This is a genomic window from Corynebacterium riegelii (assembly GCF_001263755.1).
Classification (GTDB): domain Bacteria; phylum Actinomycetota; class Actinomycetes; order Mycobacteriales; family Mycobacteriaceae; genus Corynebacterium; species Corynebacterium riegelii.
The window spans coordinates 844,310-864,609 of sequence record NZ_CP012342.1 but is presented as its reverse complement, the minus strand read 5'-3'; the positions used below and the strand labels follow the sequence as shown (position 1 = coordinate 864,609).

The window sequence follows — 20,300 nt, the reverse complement described above, 5'->3', positions numbered from 1 at the left end:
TTAAGCCTCCGTTGTTCCGGTCGTGTCTGCGTCGGTGGTTTCGCTTCCACCGGTAGGTGGCATCTCATCCGCGATGTGCGGCAGAGTCTTGCGCAGGTCCCTCTGCAGGTCATGGATGGTGGAGAAGTAGAACTGCAGCATGGCCTTGAGTTGGCCATCCGTAACCCCGTGCGGTGCAAACAGCGGCGCCTCTAACAGCACGATGGTGGAGTTATCGGAGCGCGTAATGGGGTGGGTGCGCACAAGTGGCATGAAGCGGTTGAGCTCATTGGCGCGCAGACGCACGGTTGCGGTGTCTTCCTCAGATTCGATCAGACCCAACCAGCGCGTGGTGATCTTGCAGCCAATCTCAGCAAACTCGAAAAAGCACGCCATGCCGGGAAAAGCCGTTACGGTCAGCCCCTCTTCATTCCGGAAGTGCTGCAAGTTCAGTCCGCTAAGCTGCGCTTCTAGGCGCTCTTGGGTTAGCGGCTCCAGTGGTCCAGCGACGGGGCTGGTGACGGTATCAGTCATAAAACTAACGTTCCTTATCTTTCGGGATTGTTCAGGCTTACTGCACTGGCAGGGCGGTTGGGATGTAGTCGGCGCCGGTGAGTTTGCCGTCGCAAAAGCTCAAGACCCAGGTTGAGCCCTTCTTCGCCAGAATGTCAGTGTCAATGGGCAGTGTGCCTTGGGACGACAGCCACGCAATCATCTGCGGGATTGTTTCACCCTGGCTGCAAATCACGCTCACCCCGCCACGTGCAACTACATCCATGAACGCCTGCTTGGCGTCCACCATGTTTTCCAACCAAGCGTCGTCCCCAAAGCGACGGTCCACGGTCACGTCCAGTTTCAGCTCGTCTGCAAGCGGAGCCACTGTTGCTTGGCAACGATCAGGCGCAGCCGTAAAGATCCGCTGCGGGTGAAACGGCGCCAGCATGGGCACCAGCATCTCTGACTGGCGGCGGCCCTTCTTATCCAGCGGGCGCAGGTTGTCATCGCCCGTCCACTTCTTCCGATCATGTGCGCGGGCGTGGCGCACGTACAAGATGCGCGAGGTTGTCGGCGTGTTAAACCGCTTCTGCGCCTTGGCCAGCACCTGACGGTCCAACTCGTAGCTCATCAACGCCTTGGCTTCCTCCACCGGCAGCCAACGGATCTCATCAACCTCATCGTTGGGCACGAACTCACCACCGGTGACCTCACCAGTCCAGTAGTAGACCACCTTGGTGGTGTTTTTCACCGGGTAGACGGTCTTGCCAATGAGCTTGCCCAAGCGCACGTCATAGCCGGTTTCCTCTTTGATTTCTCGCACTGCGGTTGCAATGAGGGACTCACCCGGGTCGAGCTTGCCCTTGGCCAACGACCAATCGTCATAATGCGGGCGGTGAATGCACGCCACTTCCAAAGAATCGGGGTTATCAGCGTCCCCACGCCACATGACGGCACCCGCGGCCAGTGTGGTGCGGGCAAACTCCTTGTGTGGTTTAAGCGGGATTTCTTGATGACGGCCGGTGATAAACATCTCCCCAGCGCTATCTTTGTCCTGCTCGTGCAAGTTGGTGGGGCGAGAAGTGTTTCCAGACATAGGTTCCATTGTTGCGCACTCGCCGCAAGGCTGCATATTCAGACCGTCACACACCGTCACACACCGTCACACACAGCACCCGCGCAAATGTTAGCGTTAGTAACGCATTTTTATCGCAGGCTGCATTTTGCACACGGATGTTGGAGGTTGGTTGCGGATGGTCAACGTTGCTGTCATGGGTGCCGGTTCCTGGGGCACGACGCTGGCCAAGGTGTTTGCAGACGGCGGTAACTCTGTCACGCTATGGGCTCGCCGTACGAAGCTGGCGCAGACCATTAGTCAAACCCACGAAAACCCCGACTACCTGCCCGGTATTCGTCTGCCGGAGGCGATCTCGGCGGTTGATGATGCCCCTGCAGCGCTGGCAAGCGCGGACATTGTTGTCTTCGCGGTGCCCAGCCAGACCATGCGCCAGAACCTGACTGAGTGGGCTTCGCACCTGCGTCCGGATTCCACGCTCGTGTCCATCTCTAAGGGCATTGAGGCGCAGACCCATATGCGGATGAGCGAGATCATCGCGGAGGTTACCGGCGCGTCCAATGAGCGCATCGCGGTGCTGTCTGGCCCGAACTTGGCGCGTGAGATCGCCGAGGAGCAACCGGCTGCCACGGTGATTGCCTGTGAAAACGAGAACCGCGCGAAACTGGTCCAGGCTGCGTGTGCCACCAATTACCTGCGCCCGTACACCAATACGGATGTCATTGGGTGTGAGATCGGCGGTGCCACCAAAAACGTGATCGCGTTGGCCTGCGGCATGGCGGCGGGCCAGGGCCTGGGGGAGAACACCATTGCTACGTTGATCACTCGTGGTCTTGCAGAGATCACCCGCCTGGGTTTGTCGCTTGGTGCAGATCAGCGGACCTTCTCGGGTCTTGCGGGTCTGGGCGACCTGGTTGCAACCTGTTCTTCGCCGCTGAGCCGTAACCGTACGTTTGGCCACGCCCTTGGCCAGGGCGCAACCATTGAGGAAGCGAAGGCTGCGACGAAGGGGCAGGTGGCGGAAGGCGTGGCGTCGTCACGCAGTATCTTCCAGCTCGGCCAAGCGCAAGGGGTGGACCTGCCGATTACGCAGGCAGTGCATGCGGTGTGCCACGGGGACTTAAAGGTTGCTGAGGTGATTGCGGCACTGATGGGTCGAAGCAAGAAATCGGAGTAGCGGCGGGTAGGCTCGACCCGTGGTTCGTATAGCTGTCATCTACGGTGGTCAGTCCACCGAGCACTCCATTTCCTGCATCTCCTCCGGCGCGATCATGGCGCATTTACCCAAAGATCGTTTTGAGATTTTCCCGGTGGGTATTCGCCGTGACGGCACGTGGGTGGAGGGAGAGCTCGACCCAGTGGCAGGAGCTACCTTGCCGGAAGTCAGTGGCTTAAGGGCAGTTTGCTTGTCGACGTCACCGTTAACCCCCGGCACCTTCTTCAACCCAGAAACCGGCGAGACGGTCGCTGAGGTGGATGTGATTTTCCCGGTGCTGCACGGCAAATTTGGTGAAGATGGCACCATCCAGGGCCTGTTTGAGCTTTCCGGCGTGCCCTATGTTGGCCCGGGCGTGCTGGCGTCTGCCTGCGGCATGGATAAGGAATACACCAAGAAACTTGTTGCCGCAGAAGGCATTGCGGTGGCACCTTCAGTGACGCTGCGCACCCCGCACCAGCAGCTGGATGAGGCGCAGCGTGAGCGCTTGGGGTTGCCGGTGTTTGTGAAGCCGGCAAACGGTGGTTCCTCCATCGGTGTGTCCAAGGTGGAGCGCTGGGAAGATTTCGACACAGCGCTCAACGAGGCCTTCAAACAGGACAACAAAGTTCTGGTGGAGGGGGCACTGGTAGGCGATGAGGTTGAGGTTGGCGTGTTGCAGTACCCGGATGGGCGTATTGCAGCCTCTGTTCCGGCCAAGCTCAACGGCACGGAGGACTCTGATGAGGGCTTCTACGGTTTTGAAACCAAGTACCTGGACAACCACGTCACGGCCACCATCCCGGCCCCGTACGAGCAGGCAGTGACGGAGAAGCTGCGCGAGCTTGCCGTGGTGGCGTTTCAGGCGCTGGACTGCAAGTCGCTCGCGCGCGTGGACTTCTTCCTTACCCCTGATGGCCCGGTGCTCAATGAGATCAACACCATGCCGGGCTTCACGCCGATTTCCATGTACCCGCAGGTGTGGCAGGCAAGTGGTGTGGGCTACGCCGAGCTTCTAGAAACGCTGGTGGCTACTGCGCTTGCGGAGCAGCCGGAACCTCGCGGGCAATAAGGTCAGACAGGTTGGTGATGATCTCGTTGCTGCCGGTAATTGGCATAGATGCGGCGAGATCCGTCTTACGCCCCAGCGCGTAGAACACATCCATACCGTCAACGACGTCTTGGAACCACGGCACCTCATTGACCTGGGTTAGAGAAGCACCAGGTGCGTAATTCTCCGGCGGGGTAACACCGCAGCGCAACACAACGGGTTCTGCGCCCGGCTTGGTCCAGGTAAGGGTTGAGGGGGTTGCGGGGTCGCTGATAAGCGAAAAGCCCTCGGCGATTTCCTTCGGCGCGTTTTCAAGCAAGCCGTCGCACACATCGGTTGCAACCGCCTCAAGCGCGCTCAGCGGTGCCGGAGCAGGTGCGATATCTGCCTGAGGCAGGGTGGAGGCATCAATGTCCGCGATCGGGGATCGGCGCACCTGCGCGGTATCAGCAGTTACCGCAACAACGGGGGAGCGGTCCACCGTAAACCAGGTTGCCAACGTGGTTGCCGGGTCATCCACGCGCAGCCACTTCGCGCCGTGCGCTTCCTCAGGCTCTGAGTACACGTTGTACTGCATCGGCATATCCACACCACAACGAAGCGTAACCCGCTCAGTGGAGGAACGCTGCCACGCCGTTGCACCAGCAGGCACCGGCTCCGCCAGATTCGCGCGCTTAAAACCGGCAACCTTCTCCGGCAGGGTGTCCATAAACTGGACACACTCTGTGGAATCAGCCTCAGGCGAAGGCAGTTGCGGCAACGTCACCGGCTGCTGCGCGGCTTGCGTAAACACCACGCGGGCGCCGATTAGCACCGCAAGGACAAGCCCAAGTGCGAGGGCAAGGATGGCGTAAACGGCCTTCCGGTTAATCTGGTTGGCATTGTGCAGTGTCGAGCTCATGGCGGCTCAGTCTACTGAAAGGCCTAGTTACAACCGTGATTCACACCGGCTTCCCCACCCACGGACCCACGCTTGGAGACGTTGGGGAGCACGACGTTATCCAAGCAATTGTCAACGCAGCGCCATCAGCGCTCAACGGCGACGACGCCGCGGTGCTCACCCCGTCAGTGCCCAATTCACGCGTTGTGGCGGCGACCGACATGCTGGTGGCCGGCAGACACTTCACGGAAACCTTCACCACGCCGTACGCCGTCGGCCAAAAAGCGGTGGTGCAAAACTTCGCCGACATCGAAGCGATGGGCGCAAACCCGATTGCCGCTCTGCTTGCAATCTCCGCGCCGCCGCAGACGCCGCTTGCTGTTGTTGAGGACCTTGCGCGCGGCATTGGGGACATAACCCAGCACTGGACGTCGGAGCTTGTTGGCGGTGATGTGACCTCTGGCAGCGAACTGGTTATCTCCGTCACCGCGATCGGCTCTATTGGCGGCAACCTCGATGCCCTGCGACTCAACCGGGCACGCCCGGGCCAGCGCGTTATCGCCCACGGCAGAATCGGCTACTCCGCGGCCGGGCTGGCACTGTTGCAGTCCGGCAAAGATATCCCGGACGAATTTGACGTGCTCATCCAAGCCCACCAGGTACCCCAGCTCACCCCGGGCAGCGGTGTGGTGGCGCGTGCAGCCGGTGCAACAGCCATGACCGATAACTCGGACGGCCTGATCAAGGACGTAAGTACGCTTGCACGCAACTCAGGGGTTTGCATTGACCTGACCTCTGTGGCGCTTGCTCCAGACGCGGTGCTGACTGCCGCCGGCGAATACCTGGGCGTGGACCCGTGGCAGTGGGTACTGACCGGGGGAGAGGACCACACGCTTATTGGCACCTGTGATGGCTCCGCACCCGTGGGCTTCCGCAGTATCGGCACAGTTTCCAAGGGCACCGGCGTGCGTATCGACGGCCACGAGCCCACCTACACCGACGGATGGGAGAGCTTCTAAATGTCACTTCCAATCCATGAATCCTGGGCGTCCACACTGGCAGAAGTCGAAGACACCGTCCATGCCATTGGTGACTTTTTGCGCAGCGAGCCCGCGTATCTTCCCAGCGGCAACAATATCTTGCGCGCCTTCAATCAACCCATGGACGACGTCCGCGTGCTCATCCTTGGCCAGGATCCGTACCCAACACCTGGCCACCCCATGGGGCTTGCGTTTTCTACCCAACCAGGCGTTCCCGCACCGCGTTCACTGGTGAACATCTACAAGGAGCTCAACGCAGACCTGGGTATACCCCCGCGTACAGACGGTGACCTTTCCTCCTGGGCCAACCAGGGCATCTTGTTGCTCAACAGGGTTCTGACTGTGCGCCCCGGGGAGCCGGGCTCACACCGCGGCAAGGGCTGGGAGGAGGTCACCGAGTGTGCGATCCGCGGGCTTGTTGCACGTGACACGCCGTTGGTGGCCATCTTGTGGGGGCGTGACGCGCAGACTGCGCAGAAGTTTTTGGGTGATACGCCGGTGATTGCCTCCCCGCATCCGTCGCCACTGAGCGCGTCGCGTGGCTTCTTTGGTTCGCGGCCTTTTTCGCGGGCAAATGAGGCGCTTCTTGCCCAAGGGGCCGAACCTGTGGACTGGGCGTTGTAAACTACACCCTCATGGCAGTACCACCCCATTTTGACGGTGCGCGGCTTATGTCCTGGGCGCGGCGCGCAAGTGATGAGCTCAACCGTCGACGGGTGGAGATCAACCAGCTCAACGTGTTCCCCGTTCCGGATGCGGATACCGGGTCCAACATGGCGCACACGATGGCCTCTGCGGTGCGTGAAGCAGAGACACTTGGTGAGGATGCCAATGCGCGGCAGGTCGCCGAGGCCCTGGCAGTTGGCGCGGTGCGCGGTGCGCGCGGCAATTCGGGCGTGGTGCTTTCCCAGGTGATCCGTGGCCTTGCGCAGACGATTTCGGAGGAAACCCCCGGCGGTATTGTGATTGCAGATGCGCTGCGTGCCGCCGTGTCGTTTGTGGATCGTGCGATTGCAGACCCGGTGGAAGGCACCGTGATTACGGTGCTGCGGGCCGCATCTGTCGCGGCTACTGAGGCTGTGACGCAGGCGGCGAACCCGCAGGATCCCACGATTGCAGAGGTTGCGTCCGCAGCCACTGAGGCGGCCCGCGTCGCCCTGGCTAACACGCCGTCCCAGCTGGAGGTGCTGCGTGAATCTGGTGTGGTGGACGCTGGCGGTACTGGGCTTGTGGTGTTGCTGGAGGCGTTGGATGAGGAGTTGGGGGATGGGGTTGACGTTGGCGTCTATAAGCAAAAGCCCCAGCCTGTGGCTGAGGGAGTACACCACGGTACGGCGAGCAACCTGGAGGTCATGTTCCAGTTTGCGGGTGACGTGGACGCGCTTGAGGCAGCGATCGGGCCTATGGGGGATAGCTTGGTCACCGCGCGGTTGAGCGAAACCCAAGCCAAGGTGCATATTCACTCTCGGCGCGCAGGTGACGTGATCCAGGAGGCCTTCGCCCGCGGCGAGGTGAGCGATCTACGCCTAGAGGTGTTGCCCGCGGAGCCGACCACGGCGGCGCCGGAGCGCATGATCTTGGCGGTGACCCCGCCGGGCTCTTTGACGCAGCTGTATCGCGAGGCCGGTGCAGTAACAGTAGCGCCCGGCAAGGACGTGGTTGCAGATATTTTGGGCGAGATTCGCCGGGGTGATGCCAGCGAGGTGCTGCTTTTGCCCAACGGCCTGTTGGGCGGGCGTGAGATGGCGTCTGTGGAGAAGGCTGCGCGTGCCTTTGAGCAGCAGGTGACGTTGCTGCCTACGGTGCGTTTGGTCTCCGGCATTGCTGCGCTTAGTGTGCACGACCCGAACCAGCCGCTTGCCACGGCCGCTTTCGCCATGTCAGAGGCCGCAGGCGAGATGCGCACGGCGGTCGCGTACCGGGCGCCACGGACGGGTCTGTTGCAAGGCGGCGCCGTTGCCAAGGGGGACGTGGTGGTTACCGCGCACGGTGAGACTGTGTTTATTGCAGATAACCCCAGGGAAGCCATTGAGGGCGTGTGCTCGCGCTTTTTGGAGCACGGCGGTGAGCAGGTCACGGTGTTCTATGAGCCGGGGGCGTTGGATGAGGATTCGCTTGCGTCGATAGAAGCAAAGCTTGCGGTAAGCGTCTTTGCCTACCCGGCTGACGGGTTGGGTGTTGTTGCTGAAATTGGTGTGGAGTAGCCGAAATGCTTGGCTTCGATGACACGCGTCCGCTGAACCTGATCATTCCGTTGAAGCAGGCCCGCGCGATTTCGAAGCATTTGGGGATTGACACCTGCGGGGAGCTGTTGCGCCACTACCCGCGTAGGTACGTCCACTATGGCTCTGGGGAGAGCCTGTTCGGGATGCAGCCAGGGGATACAGTGACGTTGATTGGTGAGGTGGTCAACACCCGCGTCTTTCCCAACCGTAAACAGCCAAGTCGCAAGATCTTCAAGGTGGAGATCCATGATGGTGATCAGATGTTTGACGCCACCTTCTTCGGCTCAGAATACGCAATGCGGGTGCTCAGGCCAGGTACGCGGGCGATGTTCACGGGCAAGTACTCGCTGTTTCAAGAGCGTCCCCAGCTGCAGCATCCGGACTTTGTGCTTTTAGACGGCCCGACGCAGGCAACCGGCTCACTTCGCCAGCTTTCCTACTTCGGCGATTTGGACGAGATTTTAGGCGGCCGCAAGTGGCTGCCGCTGTACCCGGCTACCAAGAATGTGAGCACGTGGACGATCATGGGGGCGGTCCACATGGTGCTGAAAAACCTGCCGAAGATTGAAGAACCGCTGGGATTTACACCAATTGGGTATCTGCCGTTGAATGCTGCGATACGCCAGATCCATGATCCGGGGATCAAAGGACCGAAGGCCGCGATTGAGCGGTTGAAGTATGACGAGGCGCTCTCCGTTGCCCTTGCCATGGGGGTGCGCCGCGCCGATACCGAAAACCGCAGTGCCAAGCCGCTACGTCCCAGGGCTGAGGGCCACCAGGCGACGCTTCTGGAGCGCTTGCCTTACTCGCTGACGGACGGCCAGGACCTCGTGCTGCGTGACATCAGCGCGGATATGGCGCGCTCGATCCCCATGAGTCGCTTACTGCAGGGCGAGGTCGGCTCCGGCAAGACTATTGTTTCTTTGCTGGCCATGCTGCAGGCAGTCGATGGCGGGGCACAGGCGGCGCTGCTTGCACCCACAGAGGTGTTGGTGATGCAGCACGCGCGCTCGCTGACCACCACGTTGATGAACGCCGGGGTGCCGGCCACGGTGGTCGCACTGACCGGGTCCATGCCTGCTGCGGCAAAACAGGAGGCGCTGCTGAAGATTGTCACCGGTGAGGCCGACATTGTGGTGGGTACCCACGCGCTGATTCAAGAGGGCGTGGAGTTTTTCAACCTTGGCCTTGTTGTGGTGGATGAGCAGCACCGCTTCGGCGTGGAGCAGCGCGACAAGCTGCGCGCCAAGGCCGGCCAGTACACCCCGCACCTGTTGGTGATGACGGCAACGCCGATCCCGCGCACCATCGCTATTACCGTCTTTGGTGATCTGTCTGTGTCCACGCTCAAGGAGCTGCCGGGTGGGCGCAAACCCATCCAGTCTTCCGTGGTGCCGGAGTTCAAACCCGCCTGGGTGGCGCGCGCCTGGGAGAAGATGCGCGAGGAGATCGCAATCGGCCACCAGGTGTACATCGTCTGCCCGCGTATCGACGGTGAAGGCGGCGTCACCGAGACCGCCGCCTGGCTATCAGCCACAGAATTCCCGGGCCTGAACGTGGACGTACTGCACGGCCGCATGAAAGGCACGGAAAAAGACGAGGTGATGAGCGCGTTTGCCGCGGGCAAGATCGACGTGCTGGTGTCCACCACGGTTATTGAGGTTGGCGTGGACGTGCCCAATGCCACGGTGATGATGGTGCGCGAGTCCGAACATTTCGGCATCTCCCAGCTGCACCAGCTGCGTGGGCGCATTGGGCGCGGTGGCAATGCCTCGCTGTGTCTCTTCCACACCACAGCAGCTGAGGACAGCCCCTCGTTTGAGCGTGTGCGCCAAGTGGCGGCCAACATTGATGGTTTTGCGTTGGCAGAGCTTGACCTGCTGCTACGCCGCGAAGGTGACGTCTTAGGCACTGAGCAGTCCGGTATTGCTCGCACGCTGAAGCTGGTGAACCTGGTGGATGATTTTGCCGTGGTGCAGCGCGCGTATAACGACGCGGCGGGGATTGTTGCAAACAACATTGAGTTTGCCCGTGCCGCAACGGCACGGTTTGTCCCTGAGGACTTTGAATACTTGGATAAGAGCTAGGTTAGGGTAAATGCCATGTCAATGACCCGAATCATTTCTGGTGAGGCCCGCGGCCGCAAGATTAAAGTGCCGCCGGAGGGCACCCGTCCAACTTCGGATCGCGCACGTGAGGGCCTGTTCTCTTCGCTCCAGGTGCGCTTCGGGTTTATCGGTGAGCGAGTGCTTGACCTTTTCGCTGGCTCCGGCGCGCTCGGCTTGGAGGCAGCCTCGCGTGGTGCGGAGTCTGTGGTCTTGGTGGAGCAAGACGCCAAGGCCGTGGAGATTATCAAGCACAACGCTGGTGTAGTAGGGCATCCGAATGTGACCATTGAGCAGGCCAAGGTGTCTGACTACGTGGCGCGTGCCCCGCGCAAGCACTTCTCCATGGTGCTGGCGGACCCGCCCTATGACCTGGCTGATGAGGCGGTGGCGGAAATGGTTGAGGCGCTTAAGCCTTTGCTTGTCGACGGCGCCGTGGTAGTCATCGAACGCCACCGCGAAAGCCCTGAGACCGACTGGCCTGCGGAATTTACCCCAACCGGGCAGAAGCTGAAGAAACGTCTCTACGGCATTGCGCGTATGGATATGGCTGTCTACACCGACCCTGATGCACCCGAAGCACCTGACACGTCTGAAGGAGAAGCCTAGGATGACCACCGCGGTTTGCCCCGGCTCGTTTGACCCAATCACTAACGGACACTTGGACATTGTTACTCGCGCCGCGCGCCACTTTGACAAGGTAATCGTCCTGGTCACTGGTAATCCCACCAAAAAATCGGGGCTTTTTAGCATTGAAGAGCGTGTAAACCTCATCCGTGAAGTTACCCAGCATCTGCCTAACGTCGAGGTGGATAACTGGGGCGGGCTGCTGGTGGACTACACCACGGCCCACGGTGTGACGGCGTTGGTGAAGGGACTTCGCACGGCGCTTGATTATGAATACGAGCTGCCTATGGCGCAGATGAACCGCAGGCTCACCGGCGTGGATACGTACTTTTTGCTCACGGATGAAAAGTACGGCTACATTTCGTCTTCTTTGACCAAGGAAGTGGCCAAGTACGGCGGCGACATCACGGGTCTTGTCCCTGATCACGTGCGCGAGGCGATGGTGGAGAAACTGCGTCCGGGTGAGGCGCCGGGTGAGGCGCAGTGACGGCAATCCTTGTCGGTATCTTCTTTGCCATCTTCGGTGGCGCCGCACTGCAACGAATCTCCGGTATGGGCCTGGGACTTATCGCAGCCCCTGCGCTGTCGGTGTTGCTGGGCCCGGTCTCTGGTGTGCTGATGGTCAACGTGTTGGCCACCATCAACGCCGTTGCCAACACGTATTCCATGCGGGAGCGTGTGGATTGGAAGCGGTTTGCGCCAATTGCCGCTGCGCTTGTGTTGGGGGCGGTGCCGGGTGCGTTTTTGATCCGCGCGATCTCAACAGACCTGCTGCTGATCATTGTGGGTGTGTTGCTCTTGATCGCGCTGAGTACCGTAACCATGGGCAAGCGCTACATTCCGAATATTGAAGGCACGGTGCCCTCAGTTATTGCCGGTACTGTCGGCGGGTTTATGAACACACTTGCCGGTGTAGCGGGGCCTTCGATTACCGTCTACGCGCACGCGGCGCGGTGGCCGAAGGAGATCTACGCGGCAACGCTGCAGCCGATCTTTTTGGTTGGCGGGGCAGTGTCCTTTGCCATCAAGGAAGCGACAGGTGCCGCCAACCTTGCCGCTGTTACCCCGCAGACGTGGGTGGTTGGCATCATTGCGATGGTGCTGGGCATCATCGTTGGCACCCGTGTGGCGCCGCGCGTGCCGGTGAACCTGGCGTACCGCATTGCGTTGTCGCTTGCTATCTTCGGCGGGTTCACCGCGCTTGTGCGCGGCCTGGTTGGGATGCTCAGCGCTTAGAACAGGGTGGACAGGAACGCCTTGGTGCGTTCCTCCTTCGGGTTATCCAGCACCTCATCGGCTGTGCCCTGCTCAACAATCACGCCATCGGCCATGAAGACGATGTTGTCTGCAACCTCGCGGGCAAAGGCCAACTCGTGGGTGACTACCAGCATGGTCATGCCATCATCTGCAAGCTGGCGCATGACGCGCAGGACTTCGCCGACGAGTTCGGGGTCGAGGGCGGACGTTGGCTCGTCGAAAAGCATGAGCTTTGGATCCATGGCAACCGCACGCGCGATAGCCACACGCTGCTGCTGACCACCTGAGAGTTGGATGGGGTAGGCATCCGCCTTGGACTCCAAACCGACCATCCTGAGCAGTTCCATCGCGCGGGCCTTTGCCTGTGCTGCGGGCACGCCCTTGACGTGGACTGGGGCCTCAATGATGTTGTCCAGCACCGTGCGGTGGCCAAACAAGTTGAAGTTTTGGAACACCATGCCAATCTCACGGCGCTGCTTGGCGGCGTCCTTTTCGCTCATCTCATGCAGCACGCCGTTGCGCTCGCGGTAACCAATCAGCTCAGCATCCACATACAGGCGGCCAGCCGTGACCTTCTCCAAGTGGTTGACACAGCGAAGCAGCGTGGACTTACCGGAACCAGACGGGCCGATGATGCAGGTGACAGTACCCGGCATAACCTCCAGATCAATGCCCTTGAGCACATCCAGATTGCCGAACGACTTCCAGACATCCACCGCCTGGACCATGGGTGTGTGTTTAACGGTCATGGTGTGTTAGCGACCTTTCTTCTCGGGAGCTTCGATGATCTGGACATTGTTCGGGATCGTGCCCTCAGCGTCAGCAAGGCTAGCCAGCTGACGAGCGGTGAGCTGGCGAGTCACACCACGGTCAAAGTAGCGCTCCAAGTAGTGCTGGCCAACCATCAAAATCGAGGTGATGACCAGGTACCAGGTCGCCGCAACCAAAAGCAGCGGCACCGGCTCAAAGAGTGCTGCAGCAATGTCCATCGAGCGGCCGTAAAGCTCATAGGAATAAGGCACCGCAACCACAAGAGAGGAGGTCTTGAGCAGGGAGATGAACTCATTGCCGGTTGGCGGGATAATGATGCGCATAGCTTGGGGTAACACGGTGCGTCGCATAGTTTGGGACCAACCCATACCCAGCGCCTTAGACGCCTCAATTTGGCCCTCTGGCACAGAAGAGACACCGGAGCGGACAATCTCGGCCATGTACGCCGCCTCATTCAGACCAAGGCCCACCACGGCCAGCATGAATGCCGAGGACGTAAACGGATCCAGGGAAATCTGGGCGAAACCAACATTGATCGAGTCATAGATCGCACCGATGAGCCCCCAGAACATCAACTGCACGTACACCGGGGTGCCACGGAAGATCCAGAGGAATAGCCACGCAATCGACTTAAATACCGGATTCGGGCTCATACGCATCACGGCCAACACCACGCCGCCGATCACACCAATCAGCATGGCCAGCACCGTAATGGCGATGGTGTGCAGCGCCGCCGTAGCAATGCGGGTATCCAGCAGGTAGGCGAAGTAAGTGGACCAGCCGTAGGCCTCGTTGCGTGCCGCGCCGATAACAAACCAGATAGCAAGCGCCAAAAGTACCGCAGCCAACACCCAACGGCCCGGGTGGCGAAGCGGCTTTGCCTCAATGCGCTGCGGACGCTGCTTTGTTCCTGGCTGTTGTGATCCGTCCCCGCCGGTGGGCAGTGTTACTTGATTACTCATTGTCTAAAAATCCCTGTCTTTACCGTTGTCTTTACGGCTACTGCCTAATCGGCTCTTCATTAATCAACGCTTCTTCAAGGTGCCCGTTGTCCACACCCCACTGCGCAAGAATCCGGTCATAATCGCCAGTGTCAATGAGATGCTGCATAGCTGCCGCAAGCGCAGGTGCGAGCTCCGAGCCCTTTGGCACCGCAATGCCGTACGGGGCTGCATCAAACATCTCACCGGTCAGCACAAGCTTGCCGTCAGAACGCTGGACCGCCCACGCTGTCACGGGGGAGTCAGCGCTGACCGCATCAGCACGCCCAACAAGTGCAGCAAGTGAGGCGTTATCCGCGGTATCAAAAGACAGCACCGTGATCGGTTCCTCGCCAGCTTCTTCGCAGGCCTCGCTCTTCGGGCGTACGTCGTCTGTCTCAGAGACTGTCGTGCGCTGTACCGCGACCGTCAAGCCGCATGGGTTGCTCGGGTCAATATCCGTACCGGGCTGCGTTGCCCACTGGATGCCGGCGTAGAGGAAGTTGACAAAGTCAAAGGTCTTGCGGCGTTCCTCATTATCGGTAAACCCGGACATACCAGCATCAAGGCTGCCGGCTTGAACTGCGGGCAAGATGAGTGAGAAGTCCATCTCCTGCGGGTCAAACTCAAGCCCCATGATGCTGGCTAGTGCGCGTCCAAGGTCAAGCTCTAGGCCAATGAGCTTGCCTTCAGAGTCTTTGAACTCAAATGGTGCAAATGGGGGATTGGCGCCGATGGAAAACTTGCCGTCCGCACTGACCTCTGACGGCACCATGGCTGCGATCTCCGGGACGGCAGCGGGTGCAATAGCCTCCCAGCCCTCCGGGTTGCCGCCCTCATGGTTGGTCACGCAACCTGCAAGGCTCACCGTTGCTGCAAGGGCGACAACGGCGGCCGAGGCGCGTTTGATGTGTTGTGAAATGTGCATAGGTCTTTCGGGTTAAAAATTACGCTCCACTGCATAATAAACCCTGCGCCCATGCATGCGGGAATCCTCCCGGCGCGCCCTGCGGTCGGATTAGAAAGTAAGCGTCGGGATTTCCACACCTGCGTAGCGAAGCCCACGCATGACCAGCTCAGTCACCTGACCGATGACCAGCAAACCGAGCAGGACCGGGATGATGACAGACGTTGCCTGGCTAGAACCACGGGAGCTCTGCGCCCAATCGCCGGTGAACATGCCAGAAGACATCATGGAAGAACCCTGCAGCTCCTGCTTGAACAGCTCAACAGGGTTTGCCGTATCAGGGATGGCGGAGCCGACCGCCCATGCCTGGACGAAGTCCTTGCCTTCACCCTCTGGCATGTCCTTGGTCCAGTCCAGGAACATGTCGGAACTGGAGACCTTCTTCAGCGGGTTCTTGTCTGGGTCGATGTACATCGGGTCGGTGTACGGATCCGGGTTCAGCTTCTCCAGGGCCGGGGAAGGTGCGCCCAGGGTTGGCCGCGGCGGAACATTCTTCGACTCATCACGAGTGGAGCCGGCCTTCTCGGCAGAGGATTCAGCGTTCTGGTTGTCCGTCTTATCCGTCTTATCCGAGCTCGAAGTGGTGTCACCCTCAGCCGCCACTGCGGATACAGCGGTAGAGCCGGTGAAGATGACAGCAGCAGCAAGCGAGGAGGCAAGAATTTTACGCATGACGGAGATAATAACGGTTTACGCAGGCTACGACCAACGCTTGCGGTTTACTCGCCTGCTGGCTTTGCCGTGGGTGGTCCCGAACGCTGGGCCAGGGCTGAATTAAAGGCAAAGTTGATGGGCTGCAGTGTGAGAAAAGTGTAAGAATATCTGCATGACTCTTGACGATTTCGAAATGCCCAAGCCCGTTGACTACCACCTTGAAGACGGCGAGAAACTCCATGCTGAGTACCCGGATACGTTCGGCCTCCCGAAACGATCCGCACGTGAGAACCTCAAGGTGGGGGACATAGTCAAGCTGATCTTCGTGCTGAATGATCCTGACCCCAGCATGCCAGGCGCTGAGCGCATGTGGGTTACCGTTTCGGCAGGGCGAGGGAGTAACTACGTCGGCGAGCTGAATAACGAGCCCGCCTTGGTACAAGGCGCAAAGGTCGGAGACTTCATCGAATTCGGGCCGGAGCACGTCATCGATATTTATGAAGAGTGACGTAGTGGCGGCACGGGATGCTTTGCCCCGACAAACTAGTCGAGGTCGTCGGTAGCATTTACTGCGTACAGCGAGAAGTATCCACGCGGAGGTTGAACTCCATGAACGGAACTATTGAAGCTTTGCTGTTCTTCGGCGGGGCGATTCTATTTATGGTTCTCTGTTGGACCTTCTAACTTCGGGTCGTTCGAAAAGTCCGTCAAGATGAGGAATGGTATGACGCATCCGAACCAGAGGGTGCAGACAGTGATGGCGCGCTGTTCATCTTTCCTTACGGCTCACTAATTCTGGGTGCTCGCGGTATCGAGGGCCTGGTAAGAATGGCCAACTTTCCCGATCCCGTCCAGACAGTGCTACTTGTTCCGCCCGTTGTGCTTTTAATCATCGGATTCATTGGATTTACGGGTGCGGTCGGCATTCCACTGCCGTGGCCCTTTGTCCCGCGCTGGGTCGTGGACATCCGCAAAGCCAAGCGCGCCAGAAGGCGGGAACGCTGGGGGTTAAGTGACAAAAAGCAGCCTCGAGACCTAACCTAAGCTCTAGCCCAAAGAAGAACACTTGGACTCCAACCTAAAAAGGTCTATGGACATAACAAAAAAGGTCATGGACAGGACAGCTCTAGCCTAGTTTCATGGCTTCTGCTTCCACGGTCCTTAGTCTTAGCTTGACTAGAAGAGTGAATTAGAAGGTAGGTAGCTTAATCCGCCTTCAGTTCATGCCCCCGGAACACCCCGGAGACGTACAATGCGAACACGCCTCATCGGTGTAACAGTTTTCTAGTAAGAGCCTCACACAAATCTGCCGATTGATCTCAATGGGGGAGAGCGTAATGACTCGATGCAAGTCAATCCATCAGATTTGTGGGCGTTAGCTCCAAATAAAATTGTGGGTCTCGAGTTCGCCGATGTGACAATTCACAATAGCGTCAAAACTGAAGCCATAATCTCTGTCGCCTTTTATCGCTCGAACCGAAACTGGTCCATCGGCGTAAGCTCCCCACTTCACTCGAGCTCGCTTGCAGGCTTCAATTAAAAGGGGAGTCAAACTGAATTCGGGCGAGCAATCTTCGCGTAAAAATCCCCGTGTTTGCTCTCCAGGTAATGCAAGGATTTCGAAGACCCTGATCCGCTCTTTAGCGATTCGCACTCTGATATTTAGCGTAGGTTCTTCGAGAGTGGGCTCGGGGTGCCCACTAGATAGGACGAAGTGCTCGATGCGTTGTGAGGTTGTTTCGGTATTCAGATCACATGGCGTTTGAAAATCCCAGAACATGTTCGAAAAATCAGCTCCTGAAACTAGTCCTTTCGCCTCGTTGGAAAACAAGCCGATTACGTCAGGCCAGCTCAGATCACCATCGTCTGGGAAAGGCGCAGACGCACTGTGTTCGTCCAAAGTTCGGTAGATTCTCTCCTCCTGAAAATCGAATTCTAAAGAAAGCTGTGAATCCAATTGTTGGCTCAACCCGATTGTCGGCGGTGTCGGGGAATCGAAAGGATTGAACAGTCCGTTTTTCCATTGTGTATGTGGCTCAGGCACGAGTTCTGAGAGCTTCGTACCCGGAATTCTTCTAGCAATTTTCCTTGGAGTTCGTACTCTTGGATCCCCAAGTCCGCGTCCGCCATTCGGTCCATGAATGCTATCTGTCATCTTTCCAACGATATAGACCAATTTGCACACACGCTAGAGGACAAGGTCTTAAACAGGGTGCCATGCTTGACCCCTAGTTGTTTGTTGCCTGCTCGACCTGTCCGCGTGGTTGAAGACTGTGCTGTTGCGACCGGCTATTTGGTAGCAGTGTCGTGACTATCTGGTAGCACTTCAGTGAGTATCTGGTAGCAGCTCAGGGGGCTCGGGGTGATACTTCCGGTAGCCGCACCACTCGGGTGCGGCGTGTGACTGGAAGGAGTCCGCTGATGACGGATTACCGTGCGGTGATGACGCTGCTGATTAGGAAGCGCTCTTACCGCCAGATTGAAGACCAGCTCGGGTGCTCGCACCGCGCGATTTCCCGAGCGAACCAAGCGCTACGAAGCCTCGGCCTGACCACTGCCCAGCAGGTCGCGGCGTTGACCGATGACGAGTTGGCCGAGATATTCGTTGACAAACGCACCAGTGGGCAAGGCGGGTTCGTCCCGATTGACTTTGACGCGGTCGTCAAAGCACGCACAGGGCGTACGAAGCAAACACTGCAAGTATTGTGGGCTCGCTACACCACCACCCCAGCCCAGCCGGGTCAGCGTCACTACAGCTACGACCGGTTCCGCCAGCTAGTTGCCTCCCATGTCGATGTTGCCGGGCTTAGCGCGCGGATCACCCATGCACCAGGGCATACGATGCAGGTGGATTGGGCAGGTACCAAGATGTGCCTGTACGACCCTGCGGGCACGCCGGGTGCGAAAGTCAGTATTTTCGTCGCTTCGTTGCCGTATTCAGGGATGTTGTTTGCGTGTGCGTGTGTTGACCAGCGTCAACAGTCCTGGCTTGATGCCCATCGTCAAGCGTTTGACTACTTCGGTGGGGTCTGTCAGGTTGTTGTCCCCGATAACGCGTCAACAGCATCAAACGCGATTAGTACTGCCGATAGGAATCGGAAGGTCAACGACACCTACCAGCAGTTCTTGGAGCACTACAACACAGCAGCACTTCCCACACGCGCGCGCCGACCGAAGGATAAAGCAAATGTGGAAGCTGCGGTAAAGATCGTCACCCACAAAGTCATCCACACCCTTGAAGGCCACCAGTGCGTTGACGTAGACGAGCTCAACGAAAAGATTGTGGACTTAGTCGACGCGATCAACACCTCCGTGCCGTTTCGCAGCCAGCAGTCAAGCCGCAGGGATCTCTTTGAACAACACGAGCAGCATCTGCTTGCTGATCTGCCGCAAACCCCGTGGCAGCACACCGAGTGGAAGCGTGCGAAAGTAGCCCCAGATTTCCATATCACGGTTGCAACGGTGCGCTACTCCGTTCCGCATCAGCTTGTTGGCCGCACTGTCGATGTGCGCATCACCGGCCAAGTCTTGACCGTCTTTGATCAAGGCACGACCGTGGCAACCCACCAAGTTTCGCATAAACGTGGGGCCTATGTCACTGACTATGAGCACATTCCATCTGGCATGGACTCCACTCGTGGGCTGTGGACAAGCGACTACTTTTATCGCGAAGCCAGCAAAACCGGCCCGGCAACACGCAAAGTCATCGAAGAACTCATCGCGGCGAAAGCCATCCCGGCCCAGGCGTACCAGTCCTGTAGAAACGTGCTGTCGATGGGCAAACACGGCAACAAACCAATCCTGGAAGAGGCATGCCAGCGCTTAATGGCCAACGACGGCAGCCGACGTGCAGTGTCATATACCGCAGTCAAAAACATGATGGCCGCCATACGCAAAGAACACGCCACCCGGCCCCGCGGGTTAGACCAGGCCCCGCGCAGCACCACAACCAACCAGCCCACCGCCCCTGCAGTCACCGACCGGGATACCACCGGCGCGTTTCTCGGCGGTGCAGACCAGTTCAGCATGGACAACCTCGCTAAGAAAGGACACTAAAGCCCATGTCATCACCAACCCCACCAACAGATCGCTTCCTTGACGAGTCCGTCCTGCCCGACTTCACCGCGCTGCGGATGACTGCCTTCGGCAGAAGCGTCATCGAGATTGCCAACGATCCCGCATTCGACGCATGGACGTTTTCTCAAAAGGTGCTCTACGCACTCGATAAAGAAGTCGCGGCCAGGCGCGAACGACGCATCAACAAACTACTGAAAGCATCCCGATCGCCAAACCTTGATGCTTGCCTTGAAAACGTGGTCTGCACGCCTGACCGCAACATCAACCCCGAGCAAGTCAGCAGACTCGCTCACGGACAATGGTGCCACCTGGGCCAAAACATTGTCATCCTGGGCAAATCCTCAGTCGGCAAAACCTACCTCGCCCAAGCCTTGATCACAGCAGCATGCCGCAAGGACTACTCCGCACGCTTCTACCGCACCGACATGCTCGCCGCCGAACTAGCAGTCCTCCAACCCGATGACCCCGCACGGTTAAAGTTCATCCAGTACCTCCACGACGTCGACGTCTTAGTCCTCGATGACTTCCTGACCACACCAGTAGATGCCGCAACCGCGCACCAACTTCTCAACATCCTCGCCGCGCGTGAAAGCAAAGTCTCAACGATTGTGACCTCACAATTCACCCCACTGGAGTGGTACAAATCCATCCCCGATGCCGTGATCTCCGAGTCAATCCTCAACCGACTCGTCTCCGGTGCGGAGATCATCACACTCGAAGGACCAAACATGCGCCTGACCACCAACGCATAACCACCAACAACGCCTGAGTGGGGACACCGCTACCGGATACTCACTCAGGCGCTACCAGATACTCACCACACCGCTACCATTTCAGTCTTCTGAACAGTGCTGCATTGGCAAGAGGAGTTCGTGTTCTGGTCGTGTCTGTCGCCTCGTTTGGTTCCAAGTTGGAGGAAAAT

General features: G+C 58.8%; 20 protein-coding genes. 12 read left to right on the top strand and 8 right to left on the bottom strand.

Features of this window, described 5'->3' with window-relative positions; translation table 11 throughout:
• Positions 1-513 (bottom strand): type III secretion system chaperone family protein, encoded by a 513-nt coding sequence (locus tag AK829_RS04125; RefSeq protein ID WP_052204523.1) that lies wholly within the window; start codon positions 511-513, stop codon positions 1-3.
• A gap of 37 nt (positions 514-550) precedes the next feature.
• On the bottom strand, positions 551-1,570 hold the full coding sequence (locus AK829_RS04120; RefSeq protein ID WP_052204522.1) for an NUDIX hydrolase: 1,020 nt from the start codon (positions 1,568-1,570) through the stop codon (positions 551-553).
• Between the two features lie 157 nt (positions 1,571-1,727).
• Between AK829_RS04120 and AK829_RS04115 the strand changes: the two genes are divergently transcribed.
• Both AK829_RS04115 and AK829_RS04110 read left to right on the top strand, forming a co-directional pair.
• Complete coding sequence (locus AK829_RS04115; RefSeq protein WP_052204520.1) at positions 1,728-2,726, top strand: NAD(P)H-dependent glycerol-3-phosphate dehydrogenase; 999 nt, start codon at positions 1,728-1,730, stop codon at positions 2,724-2,726.
• A gap of 19 nt (positions 2,727-2,745) precedes the next feature.
• Positions 2,746-3,816 carry a D-alanine--D-alanine ligase family protein gene (locus tag AK829_RS04110; RefSeq protein WP_052204518.1) on the top strand — a complete coding sequence of 357 codons (1,071 nt, stop codon included), beginning with the start codon at positions 2,746-2,748 and terminating at the stop codon, positions 3,814-3,816.
• On the opposite strand, the gene AK829_RS04105 is transcribed toward AK829_RS04110, so the two are convergent.
• Positions 3,776-4,696: a DUF3515 domain-containing protein gene (locus tag AK829_RS04105; RefSeq protein ID WP_052204516.1), complete on the bottom strand. Its 921-nt coding sequence runs from the start codon at positions 4,694-4,696 to the stop codon at positions 3,776-3,778. The two genes, AK829_RS04110 and AK829_RS04105, sit on opposite strands and share 41 nt — an antisense overlap.
• A gap of 35 nt (positions 4,697-4,731) precedes the next feature.
• Between AK829_RS04105 and AK829_RS04100 the strand changes: the two genes are divergently transcribed.
• Genes AK829_RS04100 through AK829_RS04070 form a run of 7 tightly spaced genes read left to right on the top strand, consistent with a single transcriptional unit; the run spans position 4,732 to position 11,908 of the window.
• Positions 4,732-5,694, top strand: coding sequence for a thiamine-phosphate kinase (locus tag AK829_RS04100; protein ID WP_052204515.1), 963 nt, complete (start codon positions 4,732-4,734; stop codon positions 5,692-5,694).
• Positions 5,695-6,339: a uracil-DNA glycosylase gene (locus AK829_RS04095; RefSeq protein ID WP_052204513.1), complete on the top strand. Its 645-nt coding sequence runs from the start codon at positions 5,695-5,697 to the stop codon at positions 6,337-6,339.
• An 11-nt stretch (positions 6,340-6,350) separates the two neighbouring features.
• Positions 6,351-7,919 carry a DAK2 domain-containing protein gene (locus tag AK829_RS04090; protein WP_052204511.1) on the top strand — a complete coding sequence of 523 codons (1,569 nt, stop codon included), beginning with the start codon at positions 6,351-6,353 and terminating at the stop codon, positions 7,917-7,919.
• A gap of 5 nt (positions 7,920-7,924) precedes the next feature.
• Positions 7,925-10,027, top strand: a complete 2,103-nt coding sequence (locus AK829_RS04085) for an ATP-dependent DNA helicase RecG (RefSeq protein ID WP_052204509.1) — start codon at positions 7,925-7,927, stop codon at positions 10,025-10,027.
• A gap of 21 nt (positions 10,028-10,048) precedes the next feature.
• A complete protein-coding gene (rsmD, locus tag AK829_RS04080) occupies positions 10,049-10,654 on the top strand; it encodes a 16S rRNA (guanine(966)-N(2))-methyltransferase RsmD (RefSeq protein ID WP_052204507.1) in 606 nt (201 codons plus the stop codon).
• A gap of 1 nt (position 10,655) precedes the next feature.
• On the top strand, positions 10,656-11,159 hold the full coding sequence (coaD, locus tag AK829_RS04075) for a pantetheine-phosphate adenylyltransferase (protein WP_052204505.1): 504 nt from the start codon (positions 10,656-10,658) through the stop codon (positions 11,157-11,159).
• The gene (locus AK829_RS04070; protein ID WP_052204503.1) at positions 11,156-11,908 is read left to right on the top strand and encodes a sulfite exporter TauE/SafE family protein; all 753 of its coding nucleotides are present in this window, start codon (positions 11,156-11,158) and stop codon (positions 11,906-11,908) included. The genes coaD and AK829_RS04070 overlap by 4 nt, the downstream gene beginning before the upstream one ends.
• Here the strand turns inward: AK829_RS04070 and AK829_RS04065 are convergent.
• The 4 genes from AK829_RS04065 to AK829_RS04050 form a co-directional block, all read right to left on the bottom strand.
• The gene (locus tag AK829_RS04065) at positions 11,905-12,678 is read right to left on the bottom strand and encodes an amino acid ABC transporter ATP-binding protein (protein ID WP_052204502.1); all 774 of its coding nucleotides are present in this window, start codon (positions 12,676-12,678) and stop codon (positions 11,905-11,907) included. The genes AK829_RS04070 and AK829_RS04065 overlap by 4 nt on opposite strands.
• Positions 12,679-12,684: 6 nt before the next feature.
• The gene (locus AK829_RS04060; protein WP_052204499.1) at positions 12,685-13,662 is read right to left on the bottom strand and encodes an amino acid ABC transporter permease; all 978 of its coding nucleotides are present in this window, start codon (positions 13,660-13,662) and stop codon (positions 12,685-12,687) included.
• A gap of 37 nt (positions 13,663-13,699) precedes the next feature.
• On the bottom strand, positions 13,700-14,608 hold the full coding sequence (locus AK829_RS04055) for an ABC transporter substrate-binding protein (RefSeq protein ID WP_052204497.1): 909 nt from the start codon (positions 14,606-14,608) through the stop codon (positions 13,700-13,702).
• 90 nt (positions 14,609-14,698) lie between these two features.
• Positions 14,699-15,319 carry a hypothetical protein gene (locus tag AK829_RS04050; RefSeq protein ID WP_052204495.1) on the bottom strand — a complete coding sequence of 207 codons (621 nt, stop codon included), beginning with the start codon at positions 15,317-15,319 and terminating at the stop codon, positions 14,699-14,701.
• A gap of 154 nt (positions 15,320-15,473) precedes the next feature.
• Between AK829_RS04050 and AK829_RS04045 the strand changes: the two genes are divergently transcribed.
• Positions 15,474-15,809, top strand: a complete 336-nt coding sequence (locus AK829_RS04045) for a DUF2314 domain-containing protein (protein ID WP_052204492.1) — start codon at positions 15,474-15,476, stop codon at positions 15,807-15,809.
• 867 nt (positions 15,810-16,676) lie between these two features.
• On the opposite strand, the gene AK829_RS12400 is transcribed toward AK829_RS04045, so the two are convergent.
• The gene (locus tag AK829_RS12400; protein WP_157045286.1) at positions 16,677-17,456 is read right to left on the bottom strand and encodes a hypothetical protein; all 780 of its coding nucleotides are present in this window, start codon (positions 17,454-17,456) and stop codon (positions 16,677-16,679) included.
• 266 nt (positions 17,457-17,722) lie between these two features.
• On the opposite strand from AK829_RS12400, the gene istA reads away from it, so the two are divergent.
• A complete protein-coding gene (gene istA / locus AK829_RS04040; protein ID WP_052204490.1) occupies positions 17,723-19,357 on the top strand; it encodes an IS21 family transposase in 1,635 nt (544 codons plus the stop codon).
• Positions 19,358-19,362: 5 nt separating this feature from the next.
• Positions 19,363-20,130: an ATP-binding protein gene (locus AK829_RS04035; RefSeq protein ID WP_052204488.1), complete on the top strand. Its 768-nt coding sequence runs from the start codon at positions 19,363-19,365 to the stop codon at positions 20,128-20,130.
• Positions 20,131-20,300 lie beyond the last annotated feature (170 nt).